Consider the following 25,160-nt stretch of genomic DNA (forward strand, 5'->3'; position numbering starts at 1 on the left):
CCCATGCCGATCGAGTCTGTACAACAGTCCATTCATATTCGCCGCAAGAAAAATGCAGTGGTGTTTCAGAATATCGCCCGGCTGTGGGATTTGGGCCGTCAAGCCAAGAGTCATCAAGACCTGCTGGACGGATTGCATCCCTGGAATGGCCCGATAACGCTAAAATTTGAAAATAATCTGCCATTGGCGCTGGCTGGTATTGGTTTGTTGCTCATCGTCAGCATTTTTATTGCACCGGAAAATATCTGGATTCAAAGTGGCGTTTTTCTGGGCGGTCTGCTGCTGTTCTGGGCCTATCTTTGCTATGAGCAACAACAACCATTAGATGAAATTATTGGCTTTCTGGAAGATGCAGCACTGGCCAAAAAATATCAGCTTGCCTTTCAGCAACAGCCACAGCATATTTCAATTCCTTTAAATCCCCTGCATTTTATTGGACATTTAAAACGTTTATTCCCCTTATTCAATCAAGGTTCTTTGAGTAATGAGATTACACGTTATGCCAGCACGGTATGGGAAGATGAAAACGGCCAGCAACATCAGGTGCTGCTGTTTCAATATCACTATATTGATGAAGTACAGGTTCGCAACAAGCAAGGGCAGCCGGTTAAATTAATGCAGGTTCACAAAGACCTGTGGGGCGTGTTTGTCTTTGATATCCAGATTCAGGGACTGGCGGTCACGACTTCTCGACGTAAATTTTATTATCCTTATAACCATCCCTGGCATAGTAGCGATATTCGTACCAATCAACGCTTAAGCTTTTATGGCAGTGATCCGATGCAAACCGCCAAATTACTCAGTCCGGGTTTTGTACTGCGTCTGGCCGATTTTTTTGCACAGCGTCAGGGGGATTTACTGTTTCATCCGGAAAATCGGATGCTCTGCTATCTGGGGCCTCATGATTTATTTCAGGTGTCGAGCAAGCATCGTCATATCAATGATATTTCGACATTGCGCGGCCATCTCAGAACGTTTAAATTAAGACAACTCGAACAGTTACAACATGATCTTGTGCAGTTTTTAAAATAACTGCTTTTTTTTAAATCAATATTTTCAGAATATAAATATGAATTGGGGATATCTCGCATGGGATTTTTGGTTTTATGTTTGATTATTATTGCGCTGATTGTGCTGATCATTATGATCCGCAACAGTATTGTCCGTCATCACAACGCGACGATTCGCGCCTGGTCGGATGTTGCCAGTTATGAACGGCAGAAACTGAAAATTCTGGATGGACTGCAGCCGCTGGTCGAGCAATATTCTTCTTTTGAAAAAGGCACACTGGAAAAAGTCACCGAACTGCGTCAGAACATCATGAATTTAAATATCAACGATGCCGACATTTCTCAGTTACAGCGCATTGAAAGCCTGAACAAACAACTCATGCATAGCCTCAATGTAGTGGTTGAAAACTATCCCGAGCTAAAAGCCAATGACATTTATCTGAAAATGATGGCTGAAATTGAAGAACAGAATGAAAATGTCGGTGCGGCAATTACCATTTATAATCGCAATGTGGAACTGTTTAATAACCAGATCCAGATTTTTCCACACAATGTGATTAATAATATGCTGTTAGGAAAAAAAGCAGTTCGCCCTTTTCGCGATCAGAGCGCAACCCAGAGTTTTGACTATCGTCCAAATTTTCACTGAGCAACTATCTCATCTGATCGACTTTCTCATCCTGGCGTACTCAACTTATAATAAAATGACCCAGGATGAAGCTACACCTTTATAAAACCAATAAAATAAAGAATAAAAATTATGCTGAATTATGTAGAGCGCTTAGAGCAGACGCTGGTGGAAGAATTTTATCAGCTTTATGACCATTATCAGGACGATGGAATCTATGCCTGTAGTCTGGTCTTTGACGAATTTTTACTGCTGGATGATCTGGCCATTTCGACTGAATGCATATTTTTAAAGATCCGGAAGATCAGCGGCAATATCTGGCTGAACAAGATCGCTGGAATGTCCCAAAATGGCGTTATCGGGCACAAGCTGCGCCCGACTCTGGACTGATCCCCTTCAAAACTTTGCTGGCTGATTATTTTAAAACCCAGCATAGTTTTGGTCATCCGCTATTAGAACAGCAACAGCTCCACACAACACATCTGGATTTATTACTGCAAACATTCAAACAGGCCAAATATCGCCTCTCCGAAGCCTATGGTCTGGATCTGGGCAATATACTTTTTTTCCTGAGCCTGCCAAACCAGGCCGAATTTGAACGCCGATCTGCACTGGAACTCAACCCAGAAAGTGCCTTATTGCAAAACTTTCTAGCCTCCCGACATGCCCAGCCTTTTTCTGAAATCAGTAAGCGATTAAAACTCTCGCAAAATGACAAAGACATTCTGATTGATCTGGAGCAAATGCTGGTGATGGAGCCTTATGATTATCTGCAAGTGGCGCACGATGCCTATTTGCTGACCTTGGAATCCTACTTTATCGACAGCAATATCTATATCCAGAAACTGATCCAGCATATTGCCGCCATGGCCTCTGAACCGGATGGCAGCTGTGCTCTTAGCCGGGAAGATATCCAGCAGCGCTTGCAACAGTTTTCTGCAAATTCGACTATTTCACCTGATCTTGCATTTATTCAACGATAAATAAAATTACAGAGCGAATGCTCTACAATGCTGGCGTTTAGCGTAAGAATCAAGGAAAATAGCGCCCTTTAGCTATGAACTAGCAGCGAACTGTTTTTTCGCCTGGATGTGGAACTCCTATGAAGTTTGAAAAATTAGGTCAGTCGGGTCGCGCCCGTCGTGGTCGTTTAACGCTTGAACATGGTGTGGTTGAAACCCCGATGTTTATGCCTGTCGGCACTTACGGTACGGTGAAAGGCCTGTTGCCGCGTGATATTAAAGAGATCAAGTCTCAAGTCATTTTGGGCAATACCTTCCATTTGTATTTACGTCCAGGACTCGATGTGATTCGTGAACATGGTGGCCTGCACGAATTTATGAAGTGGAATAATCCCATTTTGACCGATTCCGGTGGCTTCCAGGTATTCAGTCTGGGTGCAATGCGTAAAATTAAAGAAGAAGGGGTCACCTTCCGCTCACCCATCGATGGTTCAAAAGTATTTTTATCGCCTGAAATTTCAATGGACATTCAGCACACGCTGAACTCTGACATTGTGATGATTTTTGATGAATGTACGCCCTACCCTGCGACGCATGAAGAAGCGCAAAAATCCTTGCAACTGTCTTTGCGCTGGGCGAAGCGCTGTAAAACCCAACATCATGAGGTTCTGAAAAACCGTAATGCACTGTTTGGGATTATTCAGGGTGGCATGTATGAAGACTTACGTGAAGAATCGTTAAAAGGCCTGCTTGATATTGACTTTGATGGTTACGCGATTGGCGGTCTGTCCGTTGGCGAGCCTAAAGAGGAAATGATCAAGGTACTGGATTATCTTCCAGAACAAATGCCGGCAGATAAACCGCGCTATTTGATGGGTGTCGGCAAGCCTGAAGATATTGTGGAAGCGGTGCGCCGTGGTGTCGATATGTTTGACTGCGTGATGCCAACCCGAAATGCACGTAATGGTCATTATTTTGTCACAGATGGTCTGGTACGGATCCGTAATGCAAAATATCGTCACGATCAAAGCCCGCTTGATCCACATTGCGATTGCTACACCTGTACCAACTTCACTCGTGCTTATTTATTCCACCTCGAAAAATGTGGGGAAATGCTTGGTTCGATGCTCGGTACCATTCATAACTTGCGTTATTACCTGCGCTTGACTGAATCCATGCGTGATGCCTTGGACAACGGTACATTTGATGCGTTTGTGCAGGACTTTTATGCCCGTCGTGGCCTGGAAGTACCCCCTTGCCCGCAAGATTAATCCATCAGCATTTGCGCTGAGGAAAAAGACAATGTAAATTGCAAGAATATGTCAATTTATTATCAAGTTGATCACCAGTTTTTTTATTTTAGGAAAATGTAATGAGCCTTTTTATTTCGACTGCTCACGCTGCAGGTGAAGCTGCACAACAACCCAGCATGATGGCGAACCTTTTGATGATTGCGGTTTTTATTGCAATCTTCTATTTTTTGATCTGGCGCCCTCAATCTAAACGTGCCAAAGAACATCGTGCTTTGGTTGAAAGCCTTGGTGTTGGCAGTGAAGTCGTTTTTGCAGGCGGATTAATGGGCAAAATCACCAAGATTGAAGGTGACTTCGCAGTGGTTGAATTGAACCGTGGCGTAGAAGTTAAAGTTCAGCGTGCGAGTGTGATTTCAGTCCTTCCTGAAGGCACTTTAAATAACCTTTAATCAAAAATAGTCGTGCCCTTGCACGACTTTTTCATTTTAAGAAGAAAATAAATGCGTTACCCAGCATGGAAATATGTACTGATTCTAGTTGTACTAGTCATCAGTACCTTATATGCCCTGCCAAGTTTGTATCCAGATGAACCTGCTGTACAGATTTCGGGTGCCAAAGCCGGTACTCAAATTGATGCAAGCATCGTACAAAAAGCAGAGCAAATTTTAACAACTGAAAATATTGCCACCCATGACAATAGCTTTAGCAACAATGCTGCCTTATTACGTGTAGATTCAAGTGAATTGCAACTTAAAGCCAAAGAAGCTTTACGTCGCGGATTAGGTGATGATTACGTGGTTGCATTGAACCTTGCCCCGACCACGCCGGAATGGCTGCAAAAAATTGGTGCCAAGCCAATGAAGCTGGGTCTGGATTTACGTGGCGGTGTTCACTTCTTACTCGAAGTGGACATGGACAAAGCGATTGCGCAGCGCATGGAAACCTCTGCGACAGACCTACGTCGTCAGTTGCGTGATAACAACCTGAAATTTAATAGCCTGAACTTAAGCAGCAACACCATTGTGGTGCAGTTTGCCAGCAACGATGATCGTGCTGCAGCAATGGACTTCTTGCGCCGTAATGGCAATGAGTTTACCCAGCAGGCTGTTGCGACTGATACCGGCTCGACTTTACGTTTGACTTATACTGATGTACGTAAGCAAGAAATCGAGTCTTATGCAGTCAACCAGAACTTGACCACCTTACGTAACCGTATTAACGAGTTGGGTGTGGCAGAAGCATTGGTGCAAACCCAAGGCAGCAACCGTATTGTGGTTGAATTGCCGGGTGTACAGGATACTGCAGAAGCAAAACGTGTCTTGGGTCGTACCGCAAACCTTGAGTTTCGTCTGGTTTCTGACCTGAATGATCAATATATTGATCCATATACCGGTCAGGCGACTGGCACATTGCCACCAGGTACAGAAGTATTCGCTTATGAATCCCTGGACAGTGGTCGTCAGCTGCTTTTGAACCGCAACCGGATCTTGACTGGTGAACGTGTTCAGAATGCATCTTCTGGCTTTAGTCAGGACACCGGCGGTGCTGAAGTCAACATTACGCTAGACAGCGCAGGCGGCAAACTGATGTCGGATGCGACCCGTAATGCGGTTGGCAAACGTATGGCGGTACTGTTCATCGAGAACAAACAGCGCATTAGCTATGTGGAAGACCCTGCGACCGGTACTCAAACTGAAGTTCGTACCCCATATACTGAATCTGTCGTGATTAATGCTGCAACTATTCAGGCGGTACTCGGCTCTCAGTTCCGTATTACTGGTCTGGATTCTCCGCAGGAAGCTGCTGAACTTGCCTTGATGCTACGTGCAGGTGCTTTGGCTGCACCAATGTACTTTGTCGAAGAACGTGTGATTGGTCCAAGTCTGGGTCAGGAAAACATCGACAAAGGGGTACTTTCAACGCAAATCGGCTTCATTCTGGTGGCGATCTGGATGGTGGTATTCTTCCGTCTGTTTGGTGTGATTGCCAACTTTGCTCTGGTCTTTAACCTGGCCATGCTTCTTACCGTCATGTCATGGATTGGTGCTTCTCTGACCCTTCCTGGTATTGCCGGTATCGTGATTACCATCGGTATGGCGGTCGATGCCAACGTACTGATCTGTGAACGAATACGGGAAGAGATGAAATGGGGTGCCTCGCCGAAACAGGCGATCGTGGCGGGTTATGATCGAGCCTATAACACCATTTTCGACTCGAACCTCACCACCTTCCTGGTTGCATTTATTCTGTTCGCGATTGGTACAGGTCCGATCAAAGGCTTTGCCGTGACCCTGATGATTGGTATCGTCTGCTCGATGTTTACTGCCATTACAGTGACCCGTGCCGTGGTACAGATCATTTATGGCAAAAAACGTAACTTGAAAAAGTTGAGCATTTAAGGAGATCGATGATGACTGAAAATACTCAACTGAATCAGAAACAGTATGGTCGCCCTGAAGACGAACGCGTCATTCCGTTTATGAAGATTGCTTTGCCTGCGGCATTGTTGTCTATCTTCTTAACGGTTGCGAGTCTGTTCTTTATTGCCACTAAAGGTCTGAACCTGGGTCTGGACTTTACCGGTGGTGTGGCAGCCGAGCTGAACTATACCAATCCGGTCAAACCGGAGGATGTTTCCAAGGCACTCAGCCAGGCTGGCTTCAACGATGCCGTGGTGCAGACTTTGGGTTCAGAACGCGACCTGATGGTACGTATGCCCGTTCAGGAAGACATTGAAGCTGAAGACCTGACCAAAGCGGTCACAGCAGCGGTTCAGCTGCCAAATAATGCGGCAGAGGTACCGAAGCTTGATGTGGTCGGCGGACAGGTGGGTAACGAGCTTTATGTTCGTTCTGCTGGTGCTGTAGCACTGGCGCTCTTACTGATGCTGGTCTATGTCACCATCCGCTTTGAGCTCAAACTGGCGATCGGTGCAGTACTGTCGCTGTTCCATGACATCGTGGTGACCCTCGGGATTTTTGCCATGACGCAGTGGCCATTTGACCTGACGGTACTTGCGGCACTCCTTGCGATCATTGGTTTCTCACTGAACGATAATATCGTGGTCTCTGACCGTATCCGTGAGAACTTCCGTAAGATTCGGGGTGCAGAACCGCTTGAAGTGATTAACATTGCCCTGACCGAAACCTTACGCCGTACCATTCATACCTCTATGACGCTATTGCTGGTTGTTGTTGCAATGATGCTCATGGGTGGTGATGGCCTGAAATGGTTCTCGATTGCGATGTTTGTCGGCGTTTTTGTCGGTACCTACTCTTCAATCTATATCGGGACTGGATTTGCACTTTGGCGTGGTTTAAACCGTCAGGACTTTATCGTACAAGTCAAGCCAGAATTTGAAGACGAAAACCAGATTCCCTAATCTGATATTTCATTTTCATCGTTCAGCCCGTCCTAGGATGGGCTGAATTATTTCTGCTGTTTGAATGTTGAAGTAGCCGGCAGAATCGCAATCACTGGATGGATTTTTTCAATATCTGTTTTTTGGAAAATGACTTTCCGATTTTCATCCAGACTTCGAAATTCATAAACATCCTGAGCTTCGCCCAACTCTTCTAAAATGAGCTGCAAGCCGTTGGCCAGATACACACAGCACATCCCCAAAACTGGCAACTCTTTATCACAAACCAGCCACCAGTCCGGTTTCAGACTGGGAAAATAATAGCGCTCTGCCACCTGAATCGCATAATGCTGTGCTTGCAGATGAAAAATATCCGGATTGAACGAAACCGTAGAATCTATGGGATTGAGTTTAAAGGCCTGCTGCTGTACCACCTGCATCTGAAACAAAGCGACCTGTTCTATAGCTGTAGCAAGTTCAATCTTCGGCTCGACCGTCTGATCCAGAATTAAACGGGCTAAGCCAAGCTGCTGTTCCAGTTCCCTTGCCGCCTTCTCCCCGATCTGACGTTTGCTATTCAGTAACTGTGCGATATAGGCAGCAGACAAGCCAAAATGCTCGCAGATCTCTTTGCCGGTTTTAAATTGCTGGGTGTCAATCAGCTGATCAATCACTTTTGTCAGATGATGTCGTCTTCGTTCAAATATTTCTGGCGCACTCATATCCATCTACTGATCTTTTTTTATCCATTTTATTCAAATACCTTACAATAAAAAAGCCCGCAATCAAATTGCAGGCTTTTCAACTGATTTCATAGGAATTTAAGTACCCTGTACCAGACGACGGGCACTAATAATCCCCGGTTGCTGCTCAAGACGAGCCAGCAGCTTGGAAAGTTGCGCCAGGCCTTTGACTTCAATCAACAGCTTCATATTGGCGATACCATCCGCTTCCGAAATGGTATTGACCTGACGGATATTGATCTGATCGGAGAAAATCACTTGCGTCAAATCTTTGAGCAGACCACGTCGATCATAGGCTTCCACCACAATCTGTACGCTCTGGCCACGAGTCGGCTGCATTTCCCAGTCGGCTTCTACCGCACGTTCAGGCTCTTGGGTGATCATGCGCACATAGTCCGGACAAGCCACCTTATGAATGCTTACCCCACGATTCAGGGTGATATAGCCAGCGATCGACTCACCATGCACCGGTTGGCAACATTGCGCGACATGCAGCTCTACGTTATCCAGCCCGTCAATCAGAATACCGTGCGCTGACAGGGTATGACTGGCACGCGGATTCAGCGCTGGCTTCAGCACCAGCTCAGGTTCATCCTGATCCAGATGCATATGACGATTCACCTGATTAATCAAGGCATGCAGGCTGATATCACCATTGACCAGATTCACCAGAATGTCATCACCAGTTTTGACATTAAAATGATTGCAATAATCACTCAAATCGATCGATTTTGGATGAATCGCCAGACGTGACAATTCTTTATTCAGCACTTCACGGCCGACTTCCAGGTTTTTACTGCGGTCCTGTTGACGGAACCAGTGGCGCAACTTGTCGCGCGCACGTGCAGTCTTGATATAACCCAGAGAGTTAACCAGCCAGTCCCGATTCGGCTCACGGTCTTTTTTGGTCAGAATCTCGACCTGTTCCCCGGTTTTCAGGGTATAGGTCAGTGGCACATAGCGCTGATTGACACGCGCGGCATAGCATTTGTTACCAACTTCGGTATGCACATGATAAGCAAAGTCGAGCACAGTTGAATCACGCGGCAACTCTTTGATATCACCATCACGACTAAACACATAAATTTTTTCGAAGCCTTCGAAGTCTTGAATATGTTCGAAGTTTTCGATTTCATCTTCTGCTTCTTTATGTGCACTGGACTCATTGCGTTCCTGATAATGCTCGAGAACTGCGCGTAAGGAATGCAAACGATGGTTAAAAGAATGATCGGTGGTTTTCGAGCCTTCTTTATAATTAAAGTGCGAACACACCCCCAGCTCTGCTTCTTCATGCATGCTGTAAGTACGAATCTGCACTTCAAGTGATTTGTTCTCGGCAATTACAGCCGTATGCAGGGAACGATAGCCATTGGCTTTTGGATTGGTAATATAGTCATCAAACTGATGCGGAATATGTCGCCAGATCTGATGTACAATCCCTAAACTGTGGTAACACTCCGGTACGCTCTTGACCAATACCCTTAAGGCACGAATATCATAGAGCTGGTCAAAACTCAGGCTCTTGCTTTTCATTTTTCGATAAATCGAATAAATGTGTTTTACGCGTCCGTTAATTTCAGCTTCGATGCCATATTCAGACAATTCATTGCGTAATTTATCAATCACGAATTGAATATATTGCTCTCGCTCTAAACGTTTTTCATTCAGTAAAGAAGCAATTTCTTTATAACGTTCTGGCGCAAGATAACGGAAGGCCAAGTCTTCCAGTTCCCACTTTAACTGGGCGATGCCTAAACGGTGCGCCAGTGGTGAGTAGATCGTCAGAATTTCTCGGGCAACCCGCTCCTGACGTTCACGCGAGGAATTGGTCAGCTCACGCAAGGCATAGGTACGCTCTGCCAACTTCACCAGAACCACACGCACATCTTCAGTCACTGAAATCAGCATTTTATAAATGCCGGACAGATGTTCACGCTGATTATTATCGAAATGGTCTTCCAGACGTTTATTTTTTTCGATCAGTTCAGACAGTTTACCCATGGCCAGCGTGCCCTTGACCAGGCTATGCACTTGCTCACCAAATTTTTCTAACACTTCAGTCAGTGGCATGACGCCTTCACGCACCGAACGATAGAGCATGGCCGCAGACAGGGTATCTTCATCGACATGCAGATGTGCCAAAATATCTGCCATCTCAATACCGGTATAAAAGGTATTGGAACGATGCTGAACCGTACTTTGCAGCTCTCTTTCTAATGTTAAGTGGGCGACTTCTTCGAGCTGCTGTAAAGGTGCCCCATCTAATATGCCACGAACCCGATCCAACCACTCAGTCAGATCGTGGTGTGCTTGTTCGGCATGTTCTACAGTCGTCTCCTGTGACAACTCATTGAGTCGTCCAGGGAGTTGCTCACGTACTGTGACCATACCCTTCTCCTACTTGTAAATACATCATTTCTTCAATCGTTCATTTAATTTTCTTTTTCGAACAATGCAATCGATTCAACATGCCCAGTATGCGTGAACATATCCATCACTCCGGCTTGAGTGAGGCGATAACCCTGTTGTACCAAGAGCCCTGCATCTCTTGCGAGTGTCGCAGGATTACATGACACATAAACGATTCTTTTTGCGCCAAACTGAGGAAGATAATGCATGACTTCTTCTGCGCCAGCACGTGGCGGGTCAATCAATAATGCATCAAAACCTTGATTTGCCCAAGTCTGGTGCGAGAAATCTTTGGTTAAATCTTGTGAATAAAAAGCAACTTGGGCAATACCATTATTTTTGGCATTTTCCGCACCGCGTTGCACCATTTCTTCACTCCCTTCCACCGCAATCACCTGACCGGATGTGCCTACACAGCGTGCCAGTGCTAGAGAAAAGTTTCCTAATCCACAAAATAGATCCAGAACCCGCTCACCCTGTTGCAACTGTAGCAAATTACATGCCAGCGCTACCATTTGCGGATTGATAGTCGAATTCACCTGAGTGAAGTCCACAGGATTAAAACCGAATTTCACATCAAAGTCATCAAGACTATAGTGCAAGCGCGCCGCGGCATCTGGAGCATCAATTCGCGAGAGTGTATCTTTGCCGGCAGGCTGCACATACAGTTGCCAGCCTTTCTGTAACGTAAATTCGCGCAATTGGTTGACATCAGCCACTGATAATTTTGCAGTTTCACGCACCAGTAAGGCAATATCCTGATCCCCCATGGCCAATTCTATATGACCAATGTCAGCCTTGCCATTGAGACTTTGCAGCAATTGTTTAAGGCTTGTAAGCGATCCAAATTCACGATCCAGAATCATGCAGCGATCAATCGAGGTTAATTTATTGCTTTGATTCTCACGAAAACCCACCACCAATGTGTCTTTAGCCGGCAGATAACGCACTCCGATCCGGGCTTTACGGCGATAATCTTCACGCTCGGAACGTAGCGGTGCAAGCCACTGCACAGGCTGGATGCCAGCAAAATGCTGTAAATGCGATTTCAGCACATTCTGTTTTAGTTCAATCTGTGCATCGGCTGCGATATGCTGCATATTACAGCCGCCACAGACCCCAAAATGTGCACAGATCGGCTTGACGCGAATTTCGGAAGCTTCGCTGAGTAATTCAAGACTGTCAGCTTCTTCCAGTTTTTTAACTTCACGGGTAATGCGAGCACGCACGGTTTCACCGGGCAAGGCATAACGGATAAAGACTTTCTTGCCGTGTTTATGCGGTGGATGATCCGGGTGTGAACCATAATGAGCGATGCCACGTCCCTCATGCGAAAGTGACTCAACCTGAAAAATGTACTCGGGTTGCTGGGTAGGACGTGTGTGTGCTCGATGCTTCATGAAAACCTAGGATGTGGGAGTTGGAAAATCAAAACGGGTAAAGTCAGTTCTTTGTGACGTTTCACGCCAAACCGATAAAAAGTCCGCATGCTGCGGTTGGGTATGCAAATATTGAATCGTACTGTGCAGCAAATGCTGATAATCCGGCAATAACAGCTGTCCTTTTAACAACAGCCAGCGGATATAGACCAGCCAGGTATTCAGCACATCGCCTTCACAATAAGAGGTCAGTTCGGTCCATTGCTGATTGCGGACATATTCAGGAACCCGATAGGCCCCGTCACCGCGTTTACCCGGATAACCCAGCAAATGTGCAACATCGTCCAGCTTCTGGAAATGACGCGCATGGAACATGGCCATCACATCCATTAAGTCGACATGACGATGATGGTAACGATTCTGGTAGTTATTATAACGCTTTTGCGTGTCAATTTCGCCCTGATCGAATAGACTCGGTGCAGAGAGTCCATGATACATGGCACGGTATAAAATCACCGGTAAATCAAACTGTGAACCATTCCAGCTGACCAGCGTCGGATGACGCTTATCAAAAATCGATAAGAATTTTCTTAAAATTTCCGCTTCAGAATGCTGTTCCCGGCTAAAAGAAAACAGCTTCATGCCCTGCTCATCGATCCATAAACCGGAAATACAGACAATTTCATGCAAGGGCGGACGCTGAAAATCAGAGCCTGAATCCTGACGGCGCAGTTTGGTCAGGGCCTGATCCAGATCTGCTTCAGGCAAGTCCAGACCAAATAAATGCGCGCCTGATTTGAGATCGGTTTGGGTTTCAATATCGAAAGTTAAAACAGGCAGGCGCATAACACAGTGCTCAAATAATTATTCAGAATCTTGCACAGAGAATAACCCTGTAGACAAGTAACGGTCACCACGGTCACAAATAATACACACAATGACGGCATCCGGATGTTCTTCCGCCAGCTTTATGGAAGCCCACACTGCACCACCAGATGAAGTACCAGCACTGATGCCTTCTTTCTGCGCCAGCTTACGCATGGTTTTTTCAGCTTCAATTTGTGGAATATCGATAATACGATCCACGCGACTGCGATCAAAAATGGTCGGCAGATATTCTTCCGGCCAGCGACGGATTCCGGCAATGCTTGAACCATCAGATGGCTGTAAACCCACGATCTGAATCTCCGGATTCATTTCCTTCAGATATTTCGAGACACCCATAATAGTGCCGGTTGTACCCATAGAACTGACAAAGTGGGTAATCTTGCCACCGGTTTGCTGCCAGATTTCAGGACCTGTAGTCAGATAATGTGCTTCGACATTATCCGGATTGCCAAACTGATTCAGTACCAGACCCACGCCATCATTTTGCATTTGAGCGGCCAGATCACGTGCACCTTCCATGCCTTGTTCTTTGGTAACTTCAATCAGCTCGGCACCATAAGCACGCATCGCATCCTTACGTTCCTGACTCATATTGTTCGGCATGATCAGCTTCATTTTATAGCCACGCATCGCTGCGACCATCGCCAATGCAATCCCCGTATTTCCGCTCGTTGCTTCAATCAGGGTATCACCCGGCTTGATCTGTCCACGCTTCTCGGCCTGCATGATCATATTATAGGCCGGACGGTCTTTGACCGATCCTGCCGGATTATTGCCTTCGAGTTTCGCGAGTACTGTAGCTTGAGTGTGACTTACCAGACGCTGTAAACGCACCAGTGGCGTTTTGCCGACATAGTGGTCTAACAAAAATTCATCTGCTTGAAAATCGGGGGTGGTATTACTCATTGTGTGCACCTATATCGAGGTGCGGCTATTGTATGAAAAAATGCTTTTCCCTGCATCCATTTAGCACTGCTTTTTCAGGAAACTCTCTAAAACAGACTCAGTATCCTGCTATAAACTTCATTTCCCTGTGATTTAGCAAGATCAAGCAGCTCAGCTGTGAATATAAAAGCGTTATTTTCAGCCCCGGACTTTCAGACGACTGAAGTCTTCATCGCCCGCTTTTCACTGTATTTCAGCAATCATTTAACTGAAATCTCTTGTATTTTTAAAGGTTGATCTGAACCCTTATAAAAATAATGCTTAAATTTTAACTGTCGATTTAAAGCATGCTAATATGCCAGACATAAAGAAAATACTGCTTAAATCATGTCAACGATCAATAAAAAGCTGTTTAAACGCCTACACTTAAATCACGCCTATGGACAGTTGATTGCGCTGATTTTTGTGCCGATTACTATTTTGGCCTGTGTTGGCGCGATGCTGGTGTTGACTGAAACCTCGAATGCCGCACGTGCCCAGCAAAAGCAGATGGCAATTGCCATTATGACGCGTTTTCAAGGCACGTCTGAGTATGCACTGGATATTTTAAGCCTGTATCCCTGGCAATATGATCAGGCCCACAATGCCATGCAGAATATGCTCAATGAAAAACATCTGGTTCGGGCAGCCATTCTGGATGACAGTGGCAAGAATCGTTTAGGTATCGGCTTTCAGGAACAGGCCGCTTGGCCCGATTTTGATAAAAGCGGTAACTTTATTGGCCCGATTCTGCATAAAGACAATCATATTTATGCCATTAAAGTGAATGAAAACAGTTTTTCTAAAGGCTGGCTGGCAATTGAACTGGATAATCAGCCGCTGGAAATTGCCCGTTACCGGGTCTTGATCGTGTTGATTGCGACCGGTCTGTTGACCTTATTGCTGTTATTACTCTGTCTGAATTTCTACTCACGGCGCTGGATTGCACCGATGTATGAAATTCGCATGCAGCTGCAACGCCTGAATGCCGACACCCTGGGTCAGCATATGGTGATTAACAGCACTGGAGAACTGCGTTTATTGCAGCGTGATATCGCCAATGTGGTGAAACGTCTGCATTTCAGCTTTCTGGAACTGCGCGAACATACCGAACAGACCGAAGATGATTTACGCCGTACTCTGGACACGTTGGAAGTCCAGAATATTACCTACCGTCAGGCACGTGACCAGGCAATCTCGGCCAATCAGGCCAAGTCGGTATTTCTGGCCAACATTTCCCATGAGCTACGTACCCCGCTAAACAGTATTGATGGCTTTATTCATCTGCTCTTGCGTCAGGGCAATCTCAGCAATGAGCAAAGCTTATATTTGCAGACCATTCGTAAATCTTCGGCGCATTTGCTGGCACTGATTAATGATGTACTGGACTTTTCCAAAATTGATGCCGGCAAACTGGAACTGGAAACAGCAGCTTTTGATCTGGAAGAAGCCATTTTTGATGTGATGGACATGCTCTCGCCACTGGCCGCGCAAAAACATATTGATATGGCGTTTTACTATGCGGACAGTGTACCGAAACATGTGATTGGCGATGCCTTACGTTTTAAGCAGATTCTGACCAACCTGATTTCCAATGCAATCAAGTTCACTCCGGATGGCGAAATTATTGTCCGGGCACGCATGGAACATGATGGCATCGATCGATGTGTCTTGCATTTTAGTGTACAGGACAGCGGCATTGGCCTGAGTGGTACCGATCGTAAAAAATTATTCGAGTCTTTCTCACAGGGCGATACTTCGGTCACCCGTCAGTTTGGCGGTACAGGGCTGGGGCTGGCCATTTCCAAACAGCTGGTCAGCCTGATGCATGGCCAGATTGGTTTTGAAGATAATCAGGAACGTGCCCCAACCGAAAAAGGCTCAACTTTCTGGTTTACTGCACAATTCCTGGTCGATGAAGATACTGTAATTGAACATCCAGATTTCAATGAATTGACGGTGGTGTCTTATCTGGCCCATCCGGCAACCGCGAACGTCTTGCGTCATTATCTGGAAAATTATCAGGTCAAGCATATTGAATGCGCATCGATTCTGGATCTGTTTAGCCGCCTGAATCATCTACAGAATTCTGAAAACACCTGGCTCATCGTCGATCATAGTGGCGACAGCGAAGTCCTGTTACGCGAGATCCGCTCGCGTTATCAGGGTCATTTGGCCGTATATGGTTATCAGATGCAACTCGATCCAAGCATGCTGAACGACCATCGTGCCCGTGCTCTGCATCAGCCACTCAGCCGCAGTGCCTTGATTCAGCTGCTGGGCAATCAACCGGTCTTCGATCAGGAACAGCATGAAGACTTTAATGGTCAGGGTCTGCATATTCTGGCCGTCGATGACCATTTGCCCAACCTGATTGTTCTGGAAGCATTACTCGCTGAACTGAATGTCACCACCAGCAAAGCCCTGAGCGGACAGGAAGCGATTGATATCATCCAGCGCCGTTATGAGCAGAAACAGCCGGCTTTTGATCTGGTCTTTATGGATATTCAGATGCCGGTGATGTCGGGAATTGATACCACACGTGCGATTCGCTCACTGGAATCGACCTTTGAAAACCATAACCGACTGCCGATTATTGCCCTGACTGCACATGCGCTGTCAGATGAAAAACATAAGCTGCTGCAAAATGGCATGGATGATTATGTCACCAAGCCGATCCAGATCGAGCAGATTGTGCAGATTCTGACCCACTGGACCACCGAACATTTTAAACGGCTTCCAGTGCTGGAACGCGCCCATGTGATTGATGCACTGGATCCGAATATTCTGGACTGGCAGCAAAGCCTGCAACTGGCAGCCAATAAGGAAGATCTGGCAGTAGACCTGTTGCGCATGCTGGTCGACAGTTTTGCCGATGAACTCACTGAAATGCAGCAGTTAATTGAACTGGAAGATTTCCCGCAACTGGAACATGTCTTGCATCGTTTATATGGTGCAACCCGCTATGTCGGCGCACCGACTTTGCAGAAAGTCACGGGCGGATTTGAACAGTTCGTTTCAACCCTGCGTAAAGAACGTCGCAAGGCCGACGAAAACTTTGTTCAAGACGTGCTGAAACATTTTGATGAACTTAAAGCCGTGGTCGAACAAGTTGAACAGGCCGCCCAGCAAATTCTGAAACAACATTTGAATTAAAACTTGAAGCTGCTCAGTCCGTGACTTAGAAAGTATGACTGAGCTGTCATGTAAGCTCACGGGCCGCATGTTATGCTCGGCTCAGGAAAATAAGGAAGAATGCCATGTCACTCGTGCGCTTGGAAAAAAATAACGGCATTGCCACAGTTACACTGAATCGCCCGGATAAACGCAATGCCATGAGCTTTGCCCTGCTGCGTGAACTGGTTGCGACTGCGCAGAAAATCAAAAAAGATAAAAGTATCCGTTGCGTCATTTTAACCGGTGAAGCGCAGGTGTTTAGTGCCGGCATTGATCTGGCCGATTTAAATAATCCTAAAAATCGTGCCTATGCGGCCTGGGAGTTAATCCGTCCGGGTCAGAGCCTGTTCCAGAAAGCCTTTCTGGTCTGGCAGGAATTACCGGTGCCGGTGATCGCTGCGATGCAGGGCTTCTGTTTTGGCGCTGGTATGCAGCTTGCTCTGGCCGCAGATATCCGTATTGCACATCCTGATACCAAAATGTCGATTATGGAAACCCGTTGGGGACTGGTACCAGATATGGGGCTCAGCCGTTCGCTGAAAGGCCTGATTGGGATTGATCTGGCCAAAGAACTGACTTTGACTGCCCGGATTTTTGACGGTGCCTATGCCAAAGAGATTGGTCTGGTTACCCATGTGGATCAAGAACCACTGGCACGCGCACAAGCATTGGCTGAGGAAATGCTGCAACGCTCTCCGGATGCCCTGATGGCCTCTAAGTTTGTACTGGATGCCATGCAGCATCGTCCAAATAAATCTTTACGTATGGAAAAAATCTGGCAGCTGAAATTATTGCTAGGTAAAAACAGCCAGCTGGCTCGTAAAAAGGACAAGAATCCGGAAGTCCAGTTCGTGCCACGCCAATATAACTAAATCGAGTTAGAGTCCAAGCAAGGAATAAGAAAAAGCATGCAGTTAAATCGCGATACTAAGATTGCCTTTTTGGGTATGGGCCTGATGGGACGCCGGATGGCGACCCGTCTACTACATGCAGGTTTTCAGGTTGCGGTATGGAACCGTACCCCGGCGGCTTGCCATCCCTTAATCGACTTGGGTGCAACTGCGCTGTCTTTGAATCAGATTGCGGATTATCCAGTGATTTTGACTTGCTTGGCAGATGATCAGGCGGTGCAATCGGTCTTTGAGCAGATCGCGCCGTATTTGGTTGCCGATCAAATCATTGTGGATTTTTCCAGCCTTTCGGTGCAGCAAACTCACGCGCTTGCAGCACAAGCACAGGCCAAACAGGTGAGCTGGATTGATTCCCCAGTTTCAGGCGGTACCGCAGGTGCTGAACAAGGCAGTCTGGTGATTTTTGCCGGTGGTGATGCCGCAATGATTGAACATCTTGACCCAATTTATGCAGCACTTTCACAGCGCGTCACCCGTATGGGCGACACCGGTACTGGTCAGGCGACCAAAATTTGTAATCAGCTCATTGTCGCAGCCAATAGTACCCTGATCGCGGAAGCAGTGGCATTGGCGGGCCTTGCAGGTGTAGATACACGCCTACTGGCACCTGCCTTGGCAGGTGGTTTTGCCGATTCCAAACCTTTCCAGATTCTGGCACCACGTATGGCCACACAAACTTTCGAACCGGTGCAATGGAAAGTGCAGACCTTATCTAAAGATCTGAACAATGCCGTGCAACTGGCCCAAAGCTTTGATCTGAATGTTCCGGTCGCGACTCAGGCCTTATCACAGCTGCAAATCCATCAGGCCCAGGGCTTTGCCGAGGCCGATCTGGCCACTGTGATTCAACAGCTCAAGCACGCATAATTTTTACTTTTGTAATACCCTGAATGTATAAGGAAAATACATGATTAAACTTGCCGTTAACCTGTCGATGATTTTTACCGAAGTGCCACTCATCGAACGCTTCGCGCTGGCTCGAGCACAGGGCTTTAATCATGTCGAAATCCAGTTTCCTTATGAATTGACGATTGGCCAGATTCAAAATCAGCTCAGCATCCATCAACTGAACTTATGCCTGATTAATGTGCCTGCCGGTGATTTAATGCAGGGCGGCCATGGCCTGGCCGGTATCCCGGGGCGGGAAATCGAGTTCCGTCATGCTGTTGAACAAGCTATCCAGTATGCCACGGCCTTAAATGTACCTCGGGTCAATATTCTGGCCGGCAAACAGCCTCTGGATTGTGACCTGTTGCCCTGCCTGAATACGCTGGCAAGTAATCTGAAAATAGCCTGTTCAATGCTGCTCGAGCATCAAATTGAACCGGTCTTTGAAATGGTCAATGGCACCGATATGCCACATTTTTTGATTCAAAATGTTGCACAAGCTCAGGAAATGCTGGAAGCGGTCAATCATCCGGCCTTAAAAATGCAGTATGACTGCTATCACATGGCGATGATGGGCGAAGATGTACTGGAAAATTTAAAAGAAAATATTCACCTGATTGGTCATATCCAGTTTGCGGATTGTCCGGGACGACATCAACCCAATACGGCGTCTATTCAATATCATGATATATTTCAGTGGTTAAAACATAGTCAATATCAAGCTTATGTCGCTGCCGAATATAAGCCGATGCAGCATTCCAATGACTCCTTTGTCTGGAAAGCTGAGTTCTTTCCGGAGCATGACTGAGTGGACTGCGGCTTCATTTGAAATTCAGCACTAAAACCGCTATATTAGACCATGCATAATTGTTAGGAAATTACACACCCCATGAATTTAGAACCATCGCCCAGCGCTTCTAATTCTCACGATCTTACTATGAATTCAAATTCTCAAGCTGTACAGGACTGCTTAAAAGTCGTACATGCTGCACTTGAAGATGTAAAAGCAAAAGAAATTGTTGAGCTTGATGTCAGCGGTATCAGTAATGTGGCTGATGCTATGGTCATTGCAAGCGGCACATCGACACGTCATATCAAATCACTGGCCAATAACGTTGCTGAAGAAGCACGTAAAGCTGGCTTCCGTCCGCTTGGTATTGAAGGCGAACGTGATGCTGAATGGATCCTCATCGACCTCGGTTATGTAGTGGTTCATTGTATGCTTCCAACAGCGCGTAAATTCTATGATCTAGAAAGCTTATGGCGCAATCCTGCAGATACAAACTCTGTAGCGTAAAATCGAATATTCAAAAAAGCGACCTGTGTAGGTCGCTTTTTTATTGCCTGTTCATCGGACTTTATAAGCGTTAATACAACTCAAGCTACAGCTATTTTTCTTTAATTTTCATCTTGTCTTATGCACCGATTTGATGGGTATTTTAGGATAAATTCATCATAAACATAGACGTTCGATGACCGCTCAATCATCTTTTTTCCAAAATATAAAATATAAAATATAAAATATAAAATAAAAAATCCCCCTTTATTAAAGGGGGACTTAGGGGGATTTAAATGATTAGTGACCCGTACCATTAATCGCTTTGGTCATATCTTCCACCACTTTCTTGGCATCACCGAAGATCATCATGGTCTTGTCGTTATAGAACAAGTCATTGTCCAGACCTGCATAACCGGTCGCCATTGAACGTTTGATTACCATAATAGTACGTGCTTTATGCGCTTCCAGAATCGGCATGCCATAAATCGGCGATGTTGGATCATCTTTGGCTGCTGGGTTGACAACGTCGTTTGCACCAATCACCAGCACCACATCCGTTGCCGGGAAGTCAGAGTTGATCTCATCCATCTCTAAAATATCTTCATACGGCACATCAGCTTCAGCCAGCAATACGTTCATATGACCTGGCATACGACCTGCCACCGGATGAATTGCAAAACGTACGGTTACGCCCTGCTCTTTTAAGATGTTCGCAAGTTCTTTGACCGCATTCTGTGCACGACCTTGCGCCATTCCATAACCCGGTACAATCACCACGCTGTCCGCATTTGACATGAGGAAGCCCGCATCATCTGCTGAACCAGAACGGTGGTTACGTTGTACCTGCTCACCCGCACCTGCTGTCGGCGCAGCTGTACCGCCCATTGCGCCACCAAACAGAACGTTGATGATTGAACGGTTCATGGCTTTACACATGATATAAGACAGAATCGCACCTGAAGAACCGACCAGTGAACCTGCCACAATCAGCATGTTGTTTTCAAGCGTGAAACCAATCCCGGCTGCAGCCCAACCAGAGAATGAGTTGAGTAGCGAGACCACCACCGGCATATCACCACCGCCGACAGGTGCAATCCATACCCAGCCAAAGACCAGTGCAAGTGCTGTCATTGCCCAGAATGCGGTCATATTCCCTGTTGAGAAGAACATGAAACCAAACACCAACATGGCAATAAAGATGATGGCCTGAACAGGTTTTACCCATGCGCCAGAAATGGTTTTTGCCCATTTCTTCGCAGCCAGTTTTCCATAAGCAAAGACTGATGCTGTAAAGGTAATTGCACCGACAAAACAACCCACGAACAGTTCAAATAAATGAACACGGCTCATTTCATGGAAATTGACGCCATTGGCCGCCAAAAGGTCTGGACCGAGTTCAATCAGTTTGTTGTTATGAATAATTGCAGCAATCGCAATCAAGACCGCAGCCAGACCCACCAATGAGTGCATCAGCGCCACAGTTTCTGGCATTTGGGTCATAGGGACAGTACGCGCACGGGCAATACCCACCACCGCACCTGCTACCATTGCGCCCACAATCATCCACACCACAGGATTATCTGCAACAAAGAAGGTGGTCAATACTGCAATCGCCATGGCGATCATACCGTAACGGTTACCTTGGATTGCAGTTTTAGGACCTGATAAACCACGTAGCGTCAGGATAAAAAGAACAGCACCAATCAGGTAGAACCAATCCGCATATTCTCGAATCATTTCCATGGATTAACCCTCTTTTTTCTTTTGCTTAGGTTTAAACATTTCCAGCATACGAGCAGTCACGGCAAAGCCACCGAAAATGTTAATGCTCGCCAGGAATACTGCAATTGCGCCAAGTACGCTCACCACGTTAATGGTCTGGAAATCCACGCTGCCTTCAACGCCGATCACCGGCAGACCAACAGTCTGGATCATTGCACCGACAATAATGATCGATGACAAGGCATTGGTGACCGCCATCAACGGCGTATGCAATGCTGGCGTTACCCCCCACACCACGTAGTAACCTACGAAAATGGCAAGGACAAAAATCGTAATTGTTTCAACCATGAGTCTTCTCCTTAACCACGTTTCAGCAGCACTTGGCCGGCATGAGTGACAAGTAGGGCTTTTTGAATTTCTTCTTCTGGATTCAGGACAAAATTCTTATCGGCATCAAACAGCGTTTCGACAAAATTAAACACGTTACGTGCATATAAAGCCGATGCTTCAGTCGAGACTGTCGAAGGAATATTGGGAATACCGAGAATTTTGACACCATTGCCGGTATGCACAGTTTCACCGCATTTCGAACCTTCAACGTTACCGCCCGATTCCACTGCCATATCTAAAATGACTGAACCCGGTTTCATTTTCGCCACTGTTTCAGCACGGATTAAACGCGGTGCATCACGGCCGGGTAAAAGCGCTGTGGTAATCACAATGTCAGCATTTGATACGGCTTTATCCACAATGGCAGCCTGATCGCGGATGTATTCCTCACCCGGCATCCAGCCATAACCATTCTTGGCCGCATCCGCCGCTTTTTGCTGCTCTTCGGCAGACATCGGCACGTCCAGCCATTTACCGCCCAATGATTCCACTTGATCTTTTGCTGTTGGACGCAAGTCTGTGGCTTCCACAATAGCGCCTAAGCGTTTTGCAGTGGCAATCGCTTGCAGACCCGCGACACCGACCCCCATGATCACCACACGGGCCGGTTTGACCGTCCCCGCAGCCGTCATTAGCATCGGGAACATGCGCTGGTATTCAGCCGCAGCCAAAAGCACCGATTTGTATCCTGCAAGGTTGGCTTGAGAAGACAAGACATCCATGTTCTGCGCACGAGACAAGGTCCGTGGCAAAAGTTCCAATGCAAATGCAGACACGTTCTGTGCCGCAAATTGGTCAAGCTCAGTATTACGGTAAGGATCAAACATCGCCACGATGGCGGTGTTCGGATTGAGTTTTTGAATTTCCTCACCTTTCGGTGCACGAACTTTTAAAATCAATTGACTGCCGGTGTAGGCATCATCCGTAATTTTGGCACCAACTTGTTCATAGGCGCTATCGATATAGGCAGCTTTAAGCCCTGCACTACGTTCGATAATCACGCTATGTCCTGCGCTGATCAATTTCTTTACTGTCTCTGGCGTCGCAGCGACGCGATTTTCACCGACAACAGTTTCGGCTGGAATTCCGATCTGCATGAGCGTTCCTCAAGCTAATTTTTCTTAAGTAAACATCGCTTAAACGATGCTTCCCCTCAGGATGTGTTCTTGTTGAATTTTTGGATTCTAATCAAACTGTTTGAAATTACTACCTACTATTTATTTAATAAATGCCTATATATTGAACTGATGATTCATAAAAATGTTGCTGTACTGGTGCGTGGCTTATATACGCCAAATATTTATATTTGATTATTTTATAAACGATATTCATTCACCTGAATGAAAACCTGAAAATGCGCTCGGCTGATAAGCCGCCTACTTGAGATTTTTTTTGTTACATTGATCTTTCTGACCAAAATTCCTGTTTTGGTTCTTTATGCTACCCGTTTCTGAATAGGTCTCTCTGCTAAGGACAGCGGCACTTTAGCTCTCCAAGTTTTCTAAATTTGACTTTATTGACAAATAAAGAACTTATTCCCGATAAGCTATCTGATCTGTAAAGTAATACCTTTTATTCAATTTAGTTATGATTTAACACCCATCGAGCTAGGGTTGAATTGATGGATGTGACACAACGAGATCTGTGGGTCTAAGGGTCACTTATCTCTAAAATGATCAGACCAAGAGGAACAAAAATCTTGCTGACCATTTATTATATTAATGTCATAAACCGAATAAGTGACTAAAATAAAGTTTATGCACCATATCTGCGCATAAAATGAGAGCCATTATTTAATTTTTTTCATTTTCAGGGGATTTTCCGTTCTTTCTTTGTCCTATGCATTGTAATAAAGCCAGCTATTGATCAAAAATCTGGCAACCTGATTATTCCTGACTGGTTTTCTAAGATCTTTTCATTGAGTCATTGTAATATTTTTCTACTTTTAAAGCCTAAAGTTCTCACTTATAGTGCCTTTCATTCCTGCATCAATGCGCTGCTTGTTTTAAATTCTCCTCGGCTTAGATAAGGTTGCTGCTATGAACACGCCCCTCGATATCAGTCAAAACAAGCCCTTATTATGGCTGATGGCGATTGCCTGTGGTTTATGTGCCGGCGCCAACTATTATTGCCAGCCACTGATTTCATCGATTCAGCAATATTATCAGGTGCCGGAATCACAAGTGGCACTCACCGTTACCTTTGCTCAAATCTCTTATGCATTAGGCCTGCTGTTTATTGTACCTTTGGGCGATATGCTGAATAAAACCAAGCTGATTCCCTTTCTCATGCTGGGTGCAGCTGCAGGTTTATTTATTTGTGCCAGTGCAATAAACCTGCCGATGCTGTGGGTTGGCACCATCATTGCCGGGTTGTTTTCCGTGGCTGCACAGATTCTGATTCCCCTGGCCACCATGGCGGTCAAACCGGAAAAAACTGGAGAAGTAGTGGGTTTCCTGATGAGCGGCTTGCTGGTCGGTATTCTGCTCTCGACCAGTATTGCGGGATTATTGTCCGACCTGTTTCACTGGAAAATGATCTATATCGTCAGTGGCATCAGCATGCTGGCTTTAAGTTTTTATCTGCGAGGAAAATTACCGAGTCTGCCACGTCTAAGAATCAGCTATGCAGCGATTTTCAAATCTATGACGAGCTTATTAACACATGAACCACGACTGGTCTTGCGCTCTCTTACCGGTGCCTGTGCTTTTGCCGCCATGAGCATGCTGTTCTCGACCATTGCCCTGCTGCTGACCCAAGAACCTTTCCAGCTGTCTGATGTCATGGTCGGTCTGGTGACACTGGTCGGCGTCTTTGGTGCATTGTCGACTCAATTTATTGGCAAATGGGCCGATCGGGGCCATATCAAAACCTTGAGCTGGATTGGCTGTTCGATCCTGATTGGGAGCTGGCTGTTCCTATATTTTGGTGCGGTATCGCTGCTGAGCTATATTCTGGGCTATGGACTGATTAATCTGGGGTTGGCGATTACGCATAGCTGTAATCAGAATGTGATTTTCCGCCTGCGCCCGGATGCCAAATCACGGGTCAATTCACTGTATATGACCCTGTACTTTATTGGCGGTGCCTGTGGTTCAGCCTTAGGGGTTTATGCCTGGCATCATGGGGGCTGGAGCATGACCTGTATTGCAGGACTCGGGCTGGCCCTAGGCGCTACCCTATTCGCCTTACTGGATCAATGGCATCACGCCCGGACAGCAGCCTAGATGCTTAAC

20 protein-coding genes and 1 pseudogene are annotated in these 25,160 nt (G+C 46.1%); 13 read left to right on the forward strand and 8 right to left on the reverse strand.

Annotated features, from left to right (window positions below; translation table 11 throughout):
• Positions 1-3: 3 nt before the first annotated feature.
• From FTV29_RS12755 to secF, 7 genes and pseudogenes are all read left to right on the forward strand, one after another.
• Entirely contained in the window at positions 4-1,032 is a 1,029-nt protein-coding gene (locus FTV29_RS12755; RefSeq protein ID WP_180072735.1) for a hypothetical protein, read from the forward strand.
• A 57-nt stretch (positions 1,033-1,089) separates the two neighbouring features.
• Positions 1,090-1,659, forward strand: a complete 570-nt coding sequence (locus FTV29_RS12760; protein ID WP_005098074.1) for a LemA family protein — start codon at positions 1,090-1,092, stop codon at positions 1,657-1,659.
• Positions 1,660-1,770: 111 nt separating this feature from the next.
• Positions 1,771-2,621 (forward strand): annotated as a pseudogene (locus FTV29_RS12765) (hypothetical protein).
• 119 nt (positions 2,622-2,740) lie between these two features.
• The gene (gene tgt / locus FTV29_RS12770; protein WP_005098076.1) at positions 2,741-3,871 is read left to right on the forward strand and encodes a tRNA guanosine(34) transglycosylase Tgt; all 1,131 of its coding nucleotides are present in this window, start codon (positions 2,741-2,743) and stop codon (positions 3,869-3,871) included.
• A 101-nt stretch (positions 3,872-3,972) separates the two neighbouring features.
• The gene (yajC, locus tag FTV29_RS12775) at positions 3,973-4,302 is read left to right on the forward strand and encodes a preprotein translocase subunit YajC (protein ID WP_005098077.1); all 330 of its coding nucleotides are present in this window, start codon (positions 3,973-3,975) and stop codon (positions 4,300-4,302) included.
• Positions 4,303-4,353: 51 nt separating this feature from the next.
• Positions 4,354-6,252 (forward strand): protein translocase subunit SecD, encoded by a 1,899-nt coding sequence (secD, locus tag FTV29_RS12780; RefSeq protein ID WP_005168609.1) that lies wholly within the window; start codon positions 4,354-4,356, stop codon positions 6,250-6,252.
• An 8-nt stretch (positions 6,253-6,260) separates the two neighbouring features.
• A complete protein-coding gene (secF, locus tag FTV29_RS12785; protein WP_171509130.1) occupies positions 6,261-7,235 on the forward strand; it encodes a protein translocase subunit SecF in 975 nt (324 codons plus the stop codon).
• Positions 7,236-7,282: 47 nt separating this feature from the next.
• Here secF and FTV29_RS12790 read toward each other — a convergent pair whose 3' ends face one another.
• From FTV29_RS12790 to cysM, 5 genes are all read right to left on the reverse strand, one after another.
• On the reverse strand, positions 7,283-7,936 hold the full coding sequence (locus FTV29_RS12790; protein WP_159138807.1) for a hypothetical protein: 654 nt from the start codon (positions 7,934-7,936) through the stop codon (positions 7,283-7,285).
• 99 nt (positions 7,937-8,035) lie between these two features.
• Complete coding sequence (locus FTV29_RS12795; protein WP_005098082.1) at positions 8,036-10,345, reverse strand: bifunctional (p)ppGpp synthetase/guanosine-3',5'-bis(diphosphate) 3'-pyrophosphohydrolase; 2,310 nt, start codon at positions 10,343-10,345, stop codon at positions 8,036-8,038.
• Between the two features lie 44 nt (positions 10,346-10,389).
• Positions 10,390-11,766, reverse strand: a complete 1,377-nt coding sequence (rlmD, locus tag FTV29_RS12800) for a 23S rRNA (uracil(1939)-C(5))-methyltransferase RlmD (protein ID WP_005098083.1) — start codon at positions 11,764-11,766, stop codon at positions 10,390-10,392.
• A 6-nt stretch (positions 11,767-11,772) separates the two neighbouring features.
• Positions 11,773-12,591, reverse strand: a complete 819-nt coding sequence (locus tag FTV29_RS12805; protein WP_005098085.1) for a 3'-5' exonuclease — start codon at positions 12,589-12,591, stop codon at positions 11,773-11,775.
• Between the two features lie 18 nt (positions 12,592-12,609).
• On the reverse strand, positions 12,610-13,539 hold the full coding sequence (gene cysM, locus FTV29_RS12810; RefSeq protein WP_005098086.1) for a cysteine synthase CysM: 930 nt from the start codon (positions 13,537-13,539) through the stop codon (positions 12,610-12,612).
• Between the two features lie 366 nt (positions 13,540-13,905).
• Between cysM and FTV29_RS12815 the strand changes: the two genes are divergently transcribed.
• From FTV29_RS12815 to rsfS, 5 genes are all read left to right on the forward strand, one after another.
• Entirely contained in the window at positions 13,906-16,713 is a 2,808-nt protein-coding gene (locus FTV29_RS12815) for an ATP-binding protein (RefSeq protein WP_159138806.1), read from the forward strand.
• Between the two features lie 104 nt (positions 16,714-16,817).
• Entirely contained in the window at positions 16,818-17,606 is a 789-nt protein-coding gene (locus FTV29_RS12820; protein ID WP_100329837.1) for a crotonase/enoyl-CoA hydratase family protein, read from the forward strand.
• A gap of 36 nt (positions 17,607-17,642) precedes the next feature.
• Positions 17,643-18,512, forward strand: a complete 870-nt coding sequence (locus FTV29_RS12825) for an NAD(P)-dependent oxidoreductase (protein ID WP_159138805.1) — start codon at positions 17,643-17,645, stop codon at positions 18,510-18,512.
• Between the two features lie 40 nt (positions 18,513-18,552).
• Positions 18,553-19,341 carry a hydroxypyruvate isomerase family protein gene (locus tag FTV29_RS12830; RefSeq protein WP_180072737.1) on the forward strand — a complete coding sequence of 263 codons (789 nt, stop codon included), beginning with the start codon at positions 18,553-18,555 and terminating at the stop codon, positions 19,339-19,341.
• Between the two features lie 81 nt (positions 19,342-19,422).
• The gene (gene rsfS / locus FTV29_RS12835) at positions 19,423-19,830 is read left to right on the forward strand and encodes a ribosome silencing factor (RefSeq protein WP_005098092.1); all 408 of its coding nucleotides are present in this window, start codon (positions 19,423-19,425) and stop codon (positions 19,828-19,830) included.
• A 279-nt stretch (positions 19,831-20,109) separates the two neighbouring features.
• Here the strand turns inward: rsfS and FTV29_RS12840 are convergent, their stop codons facing one another.
• From FTV29_RS12840 to FTV29_RS12850, 3 genes are read right to left on the reverse strand one after another with little or no spacing between them, the layout of a single operon-like run.
• Entirely contained in the window at positions 20,110-21,555 is a 1,446-nt protein-coding gene (locus FTV29_RS12840; protein WP_005098093.1) for an NAD(P)(+) transhydrogenase (Re/Si-specific) subunit beta, read from the reverse strand.
• 3 nt (positions 21,556-21,558) lie between these two features.
• On the reverse strand, positions 21,559-21,882 hold the full coding sequence (locus FTV29_RS12845) for a proton-translocating transhydrogenase family protein (protein WP_004281642.1): 324 nt from the start codon (positions 21,880-21,882) through the stop codon (positions 21,559-21,561).
• An 11-nt stretch (positions 21,883-21,893) separates the two neighbouring features.
• Positions 21,894-23,021, reverse strand: a complete 1,128-nt coding sequence (locus FTV29_RS12850) for a Re/Si-specific NAD(P)(+) transhydrogenase subunit alpha (protein ID WP_180072739.1) — start codon at positions 23,019-23,021, stop codon at positions 21,894-21,896.
• A gap of 942 nt (positions 23,022-23,963) precedes the next feature.
• Between FTV29_RS12850 and FTV29_RS12855 the strand changes: the two genes are divergently transcribed.
• Positions 23,964-25,151, forward strand: a complete 1,188-nt coding sequence (locus tag FTV29_RS12855) for an MFS transporter (RefSeq protein ID WP_180072741.1) — start codon at positions 23,964-23,966, stop codon at positions 25,149-25,151.
• Positions 25,152-25,160: the final 9 nt, after the last annotated feature.

This window comes from Acinetobacter sp. YH12254, from assembly GCF_013417415.1.
Classification (GTDB): Bacteria; Pseudomonadota; Gammaproteobacteria; order Pseudomonadales; family Moraxellaceae; genus Acinetobacter; species Acinetobacter pseudolwoffii.

Bases quoted from the DNA above. Each gene is read 5' to 3' on its own strand.
- tgt (WP_005098076.1), top strand. From the start codon at position 2,741: ATGAAGTTTGAAAAATTAGGTCAGTCGGGTCGCGCCCGTCGTGGTCGT.
- FTV29_RS12830 (WP_180072737.1), top strand. From the start codon at position 18,553: ATGATTAAACTTGCCGTTAACCTGTCGATGATTTTTACCGAAGTGCCA.
- FTV29_RS12840 (WP_005098093.1), bottom strand. From the start codon at position 21,555: ATGGAAATGATTCGAGAATATGCGGATTGGTTCTACCTGATTGGTGCT.
- rsfS (WP_005098092.1), top strand. From the start codon at position 19,423: ATGAATTTAGAACCATCGCCCAGCGCTTCTAATTCTCACGATCTTACT.
- FTV29_RS12755 (WP_180072735.1), top strand. From the start codon at position 4: ATGCCGATCGAGTCTGTACAACAGTCCATTCATATTCGCCGCAAGAAA.
- secF (WP_171509130.1), top strand. From the start codon at position 6,261: ATGATGACTGAAAATACTCAACTGAATCAGAAACAGTATGGTCGCCCT.
- FTV29_RS12760 (WP_005098074.1), top strand. From the start codon at position 1,090: ATGGGATTTTTGGTTTTATGTTTGATTATTATTGCGCTGATTGTGCTG.
- FTV29_RS12855 (WP_180072741.1), top strand. From the start codon at position 23,964: ATGAACACGCCCCTCGATATCAGTCAAAACAAGCCCTTATTATGGCTG.
- FTV29_RS12845 (WP_004281642.1), bottom strand. From the start codon at position 21,882: ATGGTTGAAACAATTACGATTTTTGTCCTTGCCATTTTCGTAGGTTAC.
- FTV29_RS12795 (WP_005098082.1), bottom strand. From the start codon at position 10,345: ATGGTCACAGTACGTGAGCAACTCCCTGGACGACTCAATGAGTTGTCA.
- FTV29_RS12790 (WP_159138807.1), bottom strand. From the start codon at position 7,936: ATGAGTGCGCCAGAAATATTTGAACGAAGACGACATCATCTGACAAAA.
- FTV29_RS12850 (WP_180072739.1), bottom strand. From the start codon at position 23,021: ATGCAGATCGGAATTCCAGCCGAAACTGTTGTCGGTGAAAATCGCGTC.
- rlmD (WP_005098083.1), bottom strand. From the start codon at position 11,766: ATGAAGCATCGAGCACACACACGTCCTACCCAGCAACCCGAGTACATT.
- secD (WP_005168609.1), top strand. From the start codon at position 4,354: ATGCGTTACCCAGCATGGAAATATGTACTGATTCTAGTTGTACTAGTC.
- cysM (WP_005098086.1), bottom strand. From the start codon at position 13,539: ATGAGTAATACCACCCCCGATTTTCAAGCAGATGAATTTTTGTTAGAC.
- FTV29_RS12820 (WP_100329837.1), top strand. From the start codon at position 16,818: ATGTCACTCGTGCGCTTGGAAAAAAATAACGGCATTGCCACAGTTACA.
- FTV29_RS12805 (WP_005098085.1), bottom strand. From the start codon at position 12,591: ATGCGCCTGCCTGTTTTAACTTTCGATATTGAAACCCAAACCGATCTC.
- yajC (WP_005098077.1), top strand. From the start codon at position 3,973: ATGAGCCTTTTTATTTCGACTGCTCACGCTGCAGGTGAAGCTGCACAA.
- FTV29_RS12815 (WP_159138806.1), top strand. From the start codon at position 13,906: ATGTCAACGATCAATAAAAAGCTGTTTAAACGCCTACACTTAAATCAC.
- FTV29_RS12825 (WP_159138805.1), top strand. From the start codon at position 17,643: ATGCAGTTAAATCGCGATACTAAGATTGCCTTTTTGGGTATGGGCCTG.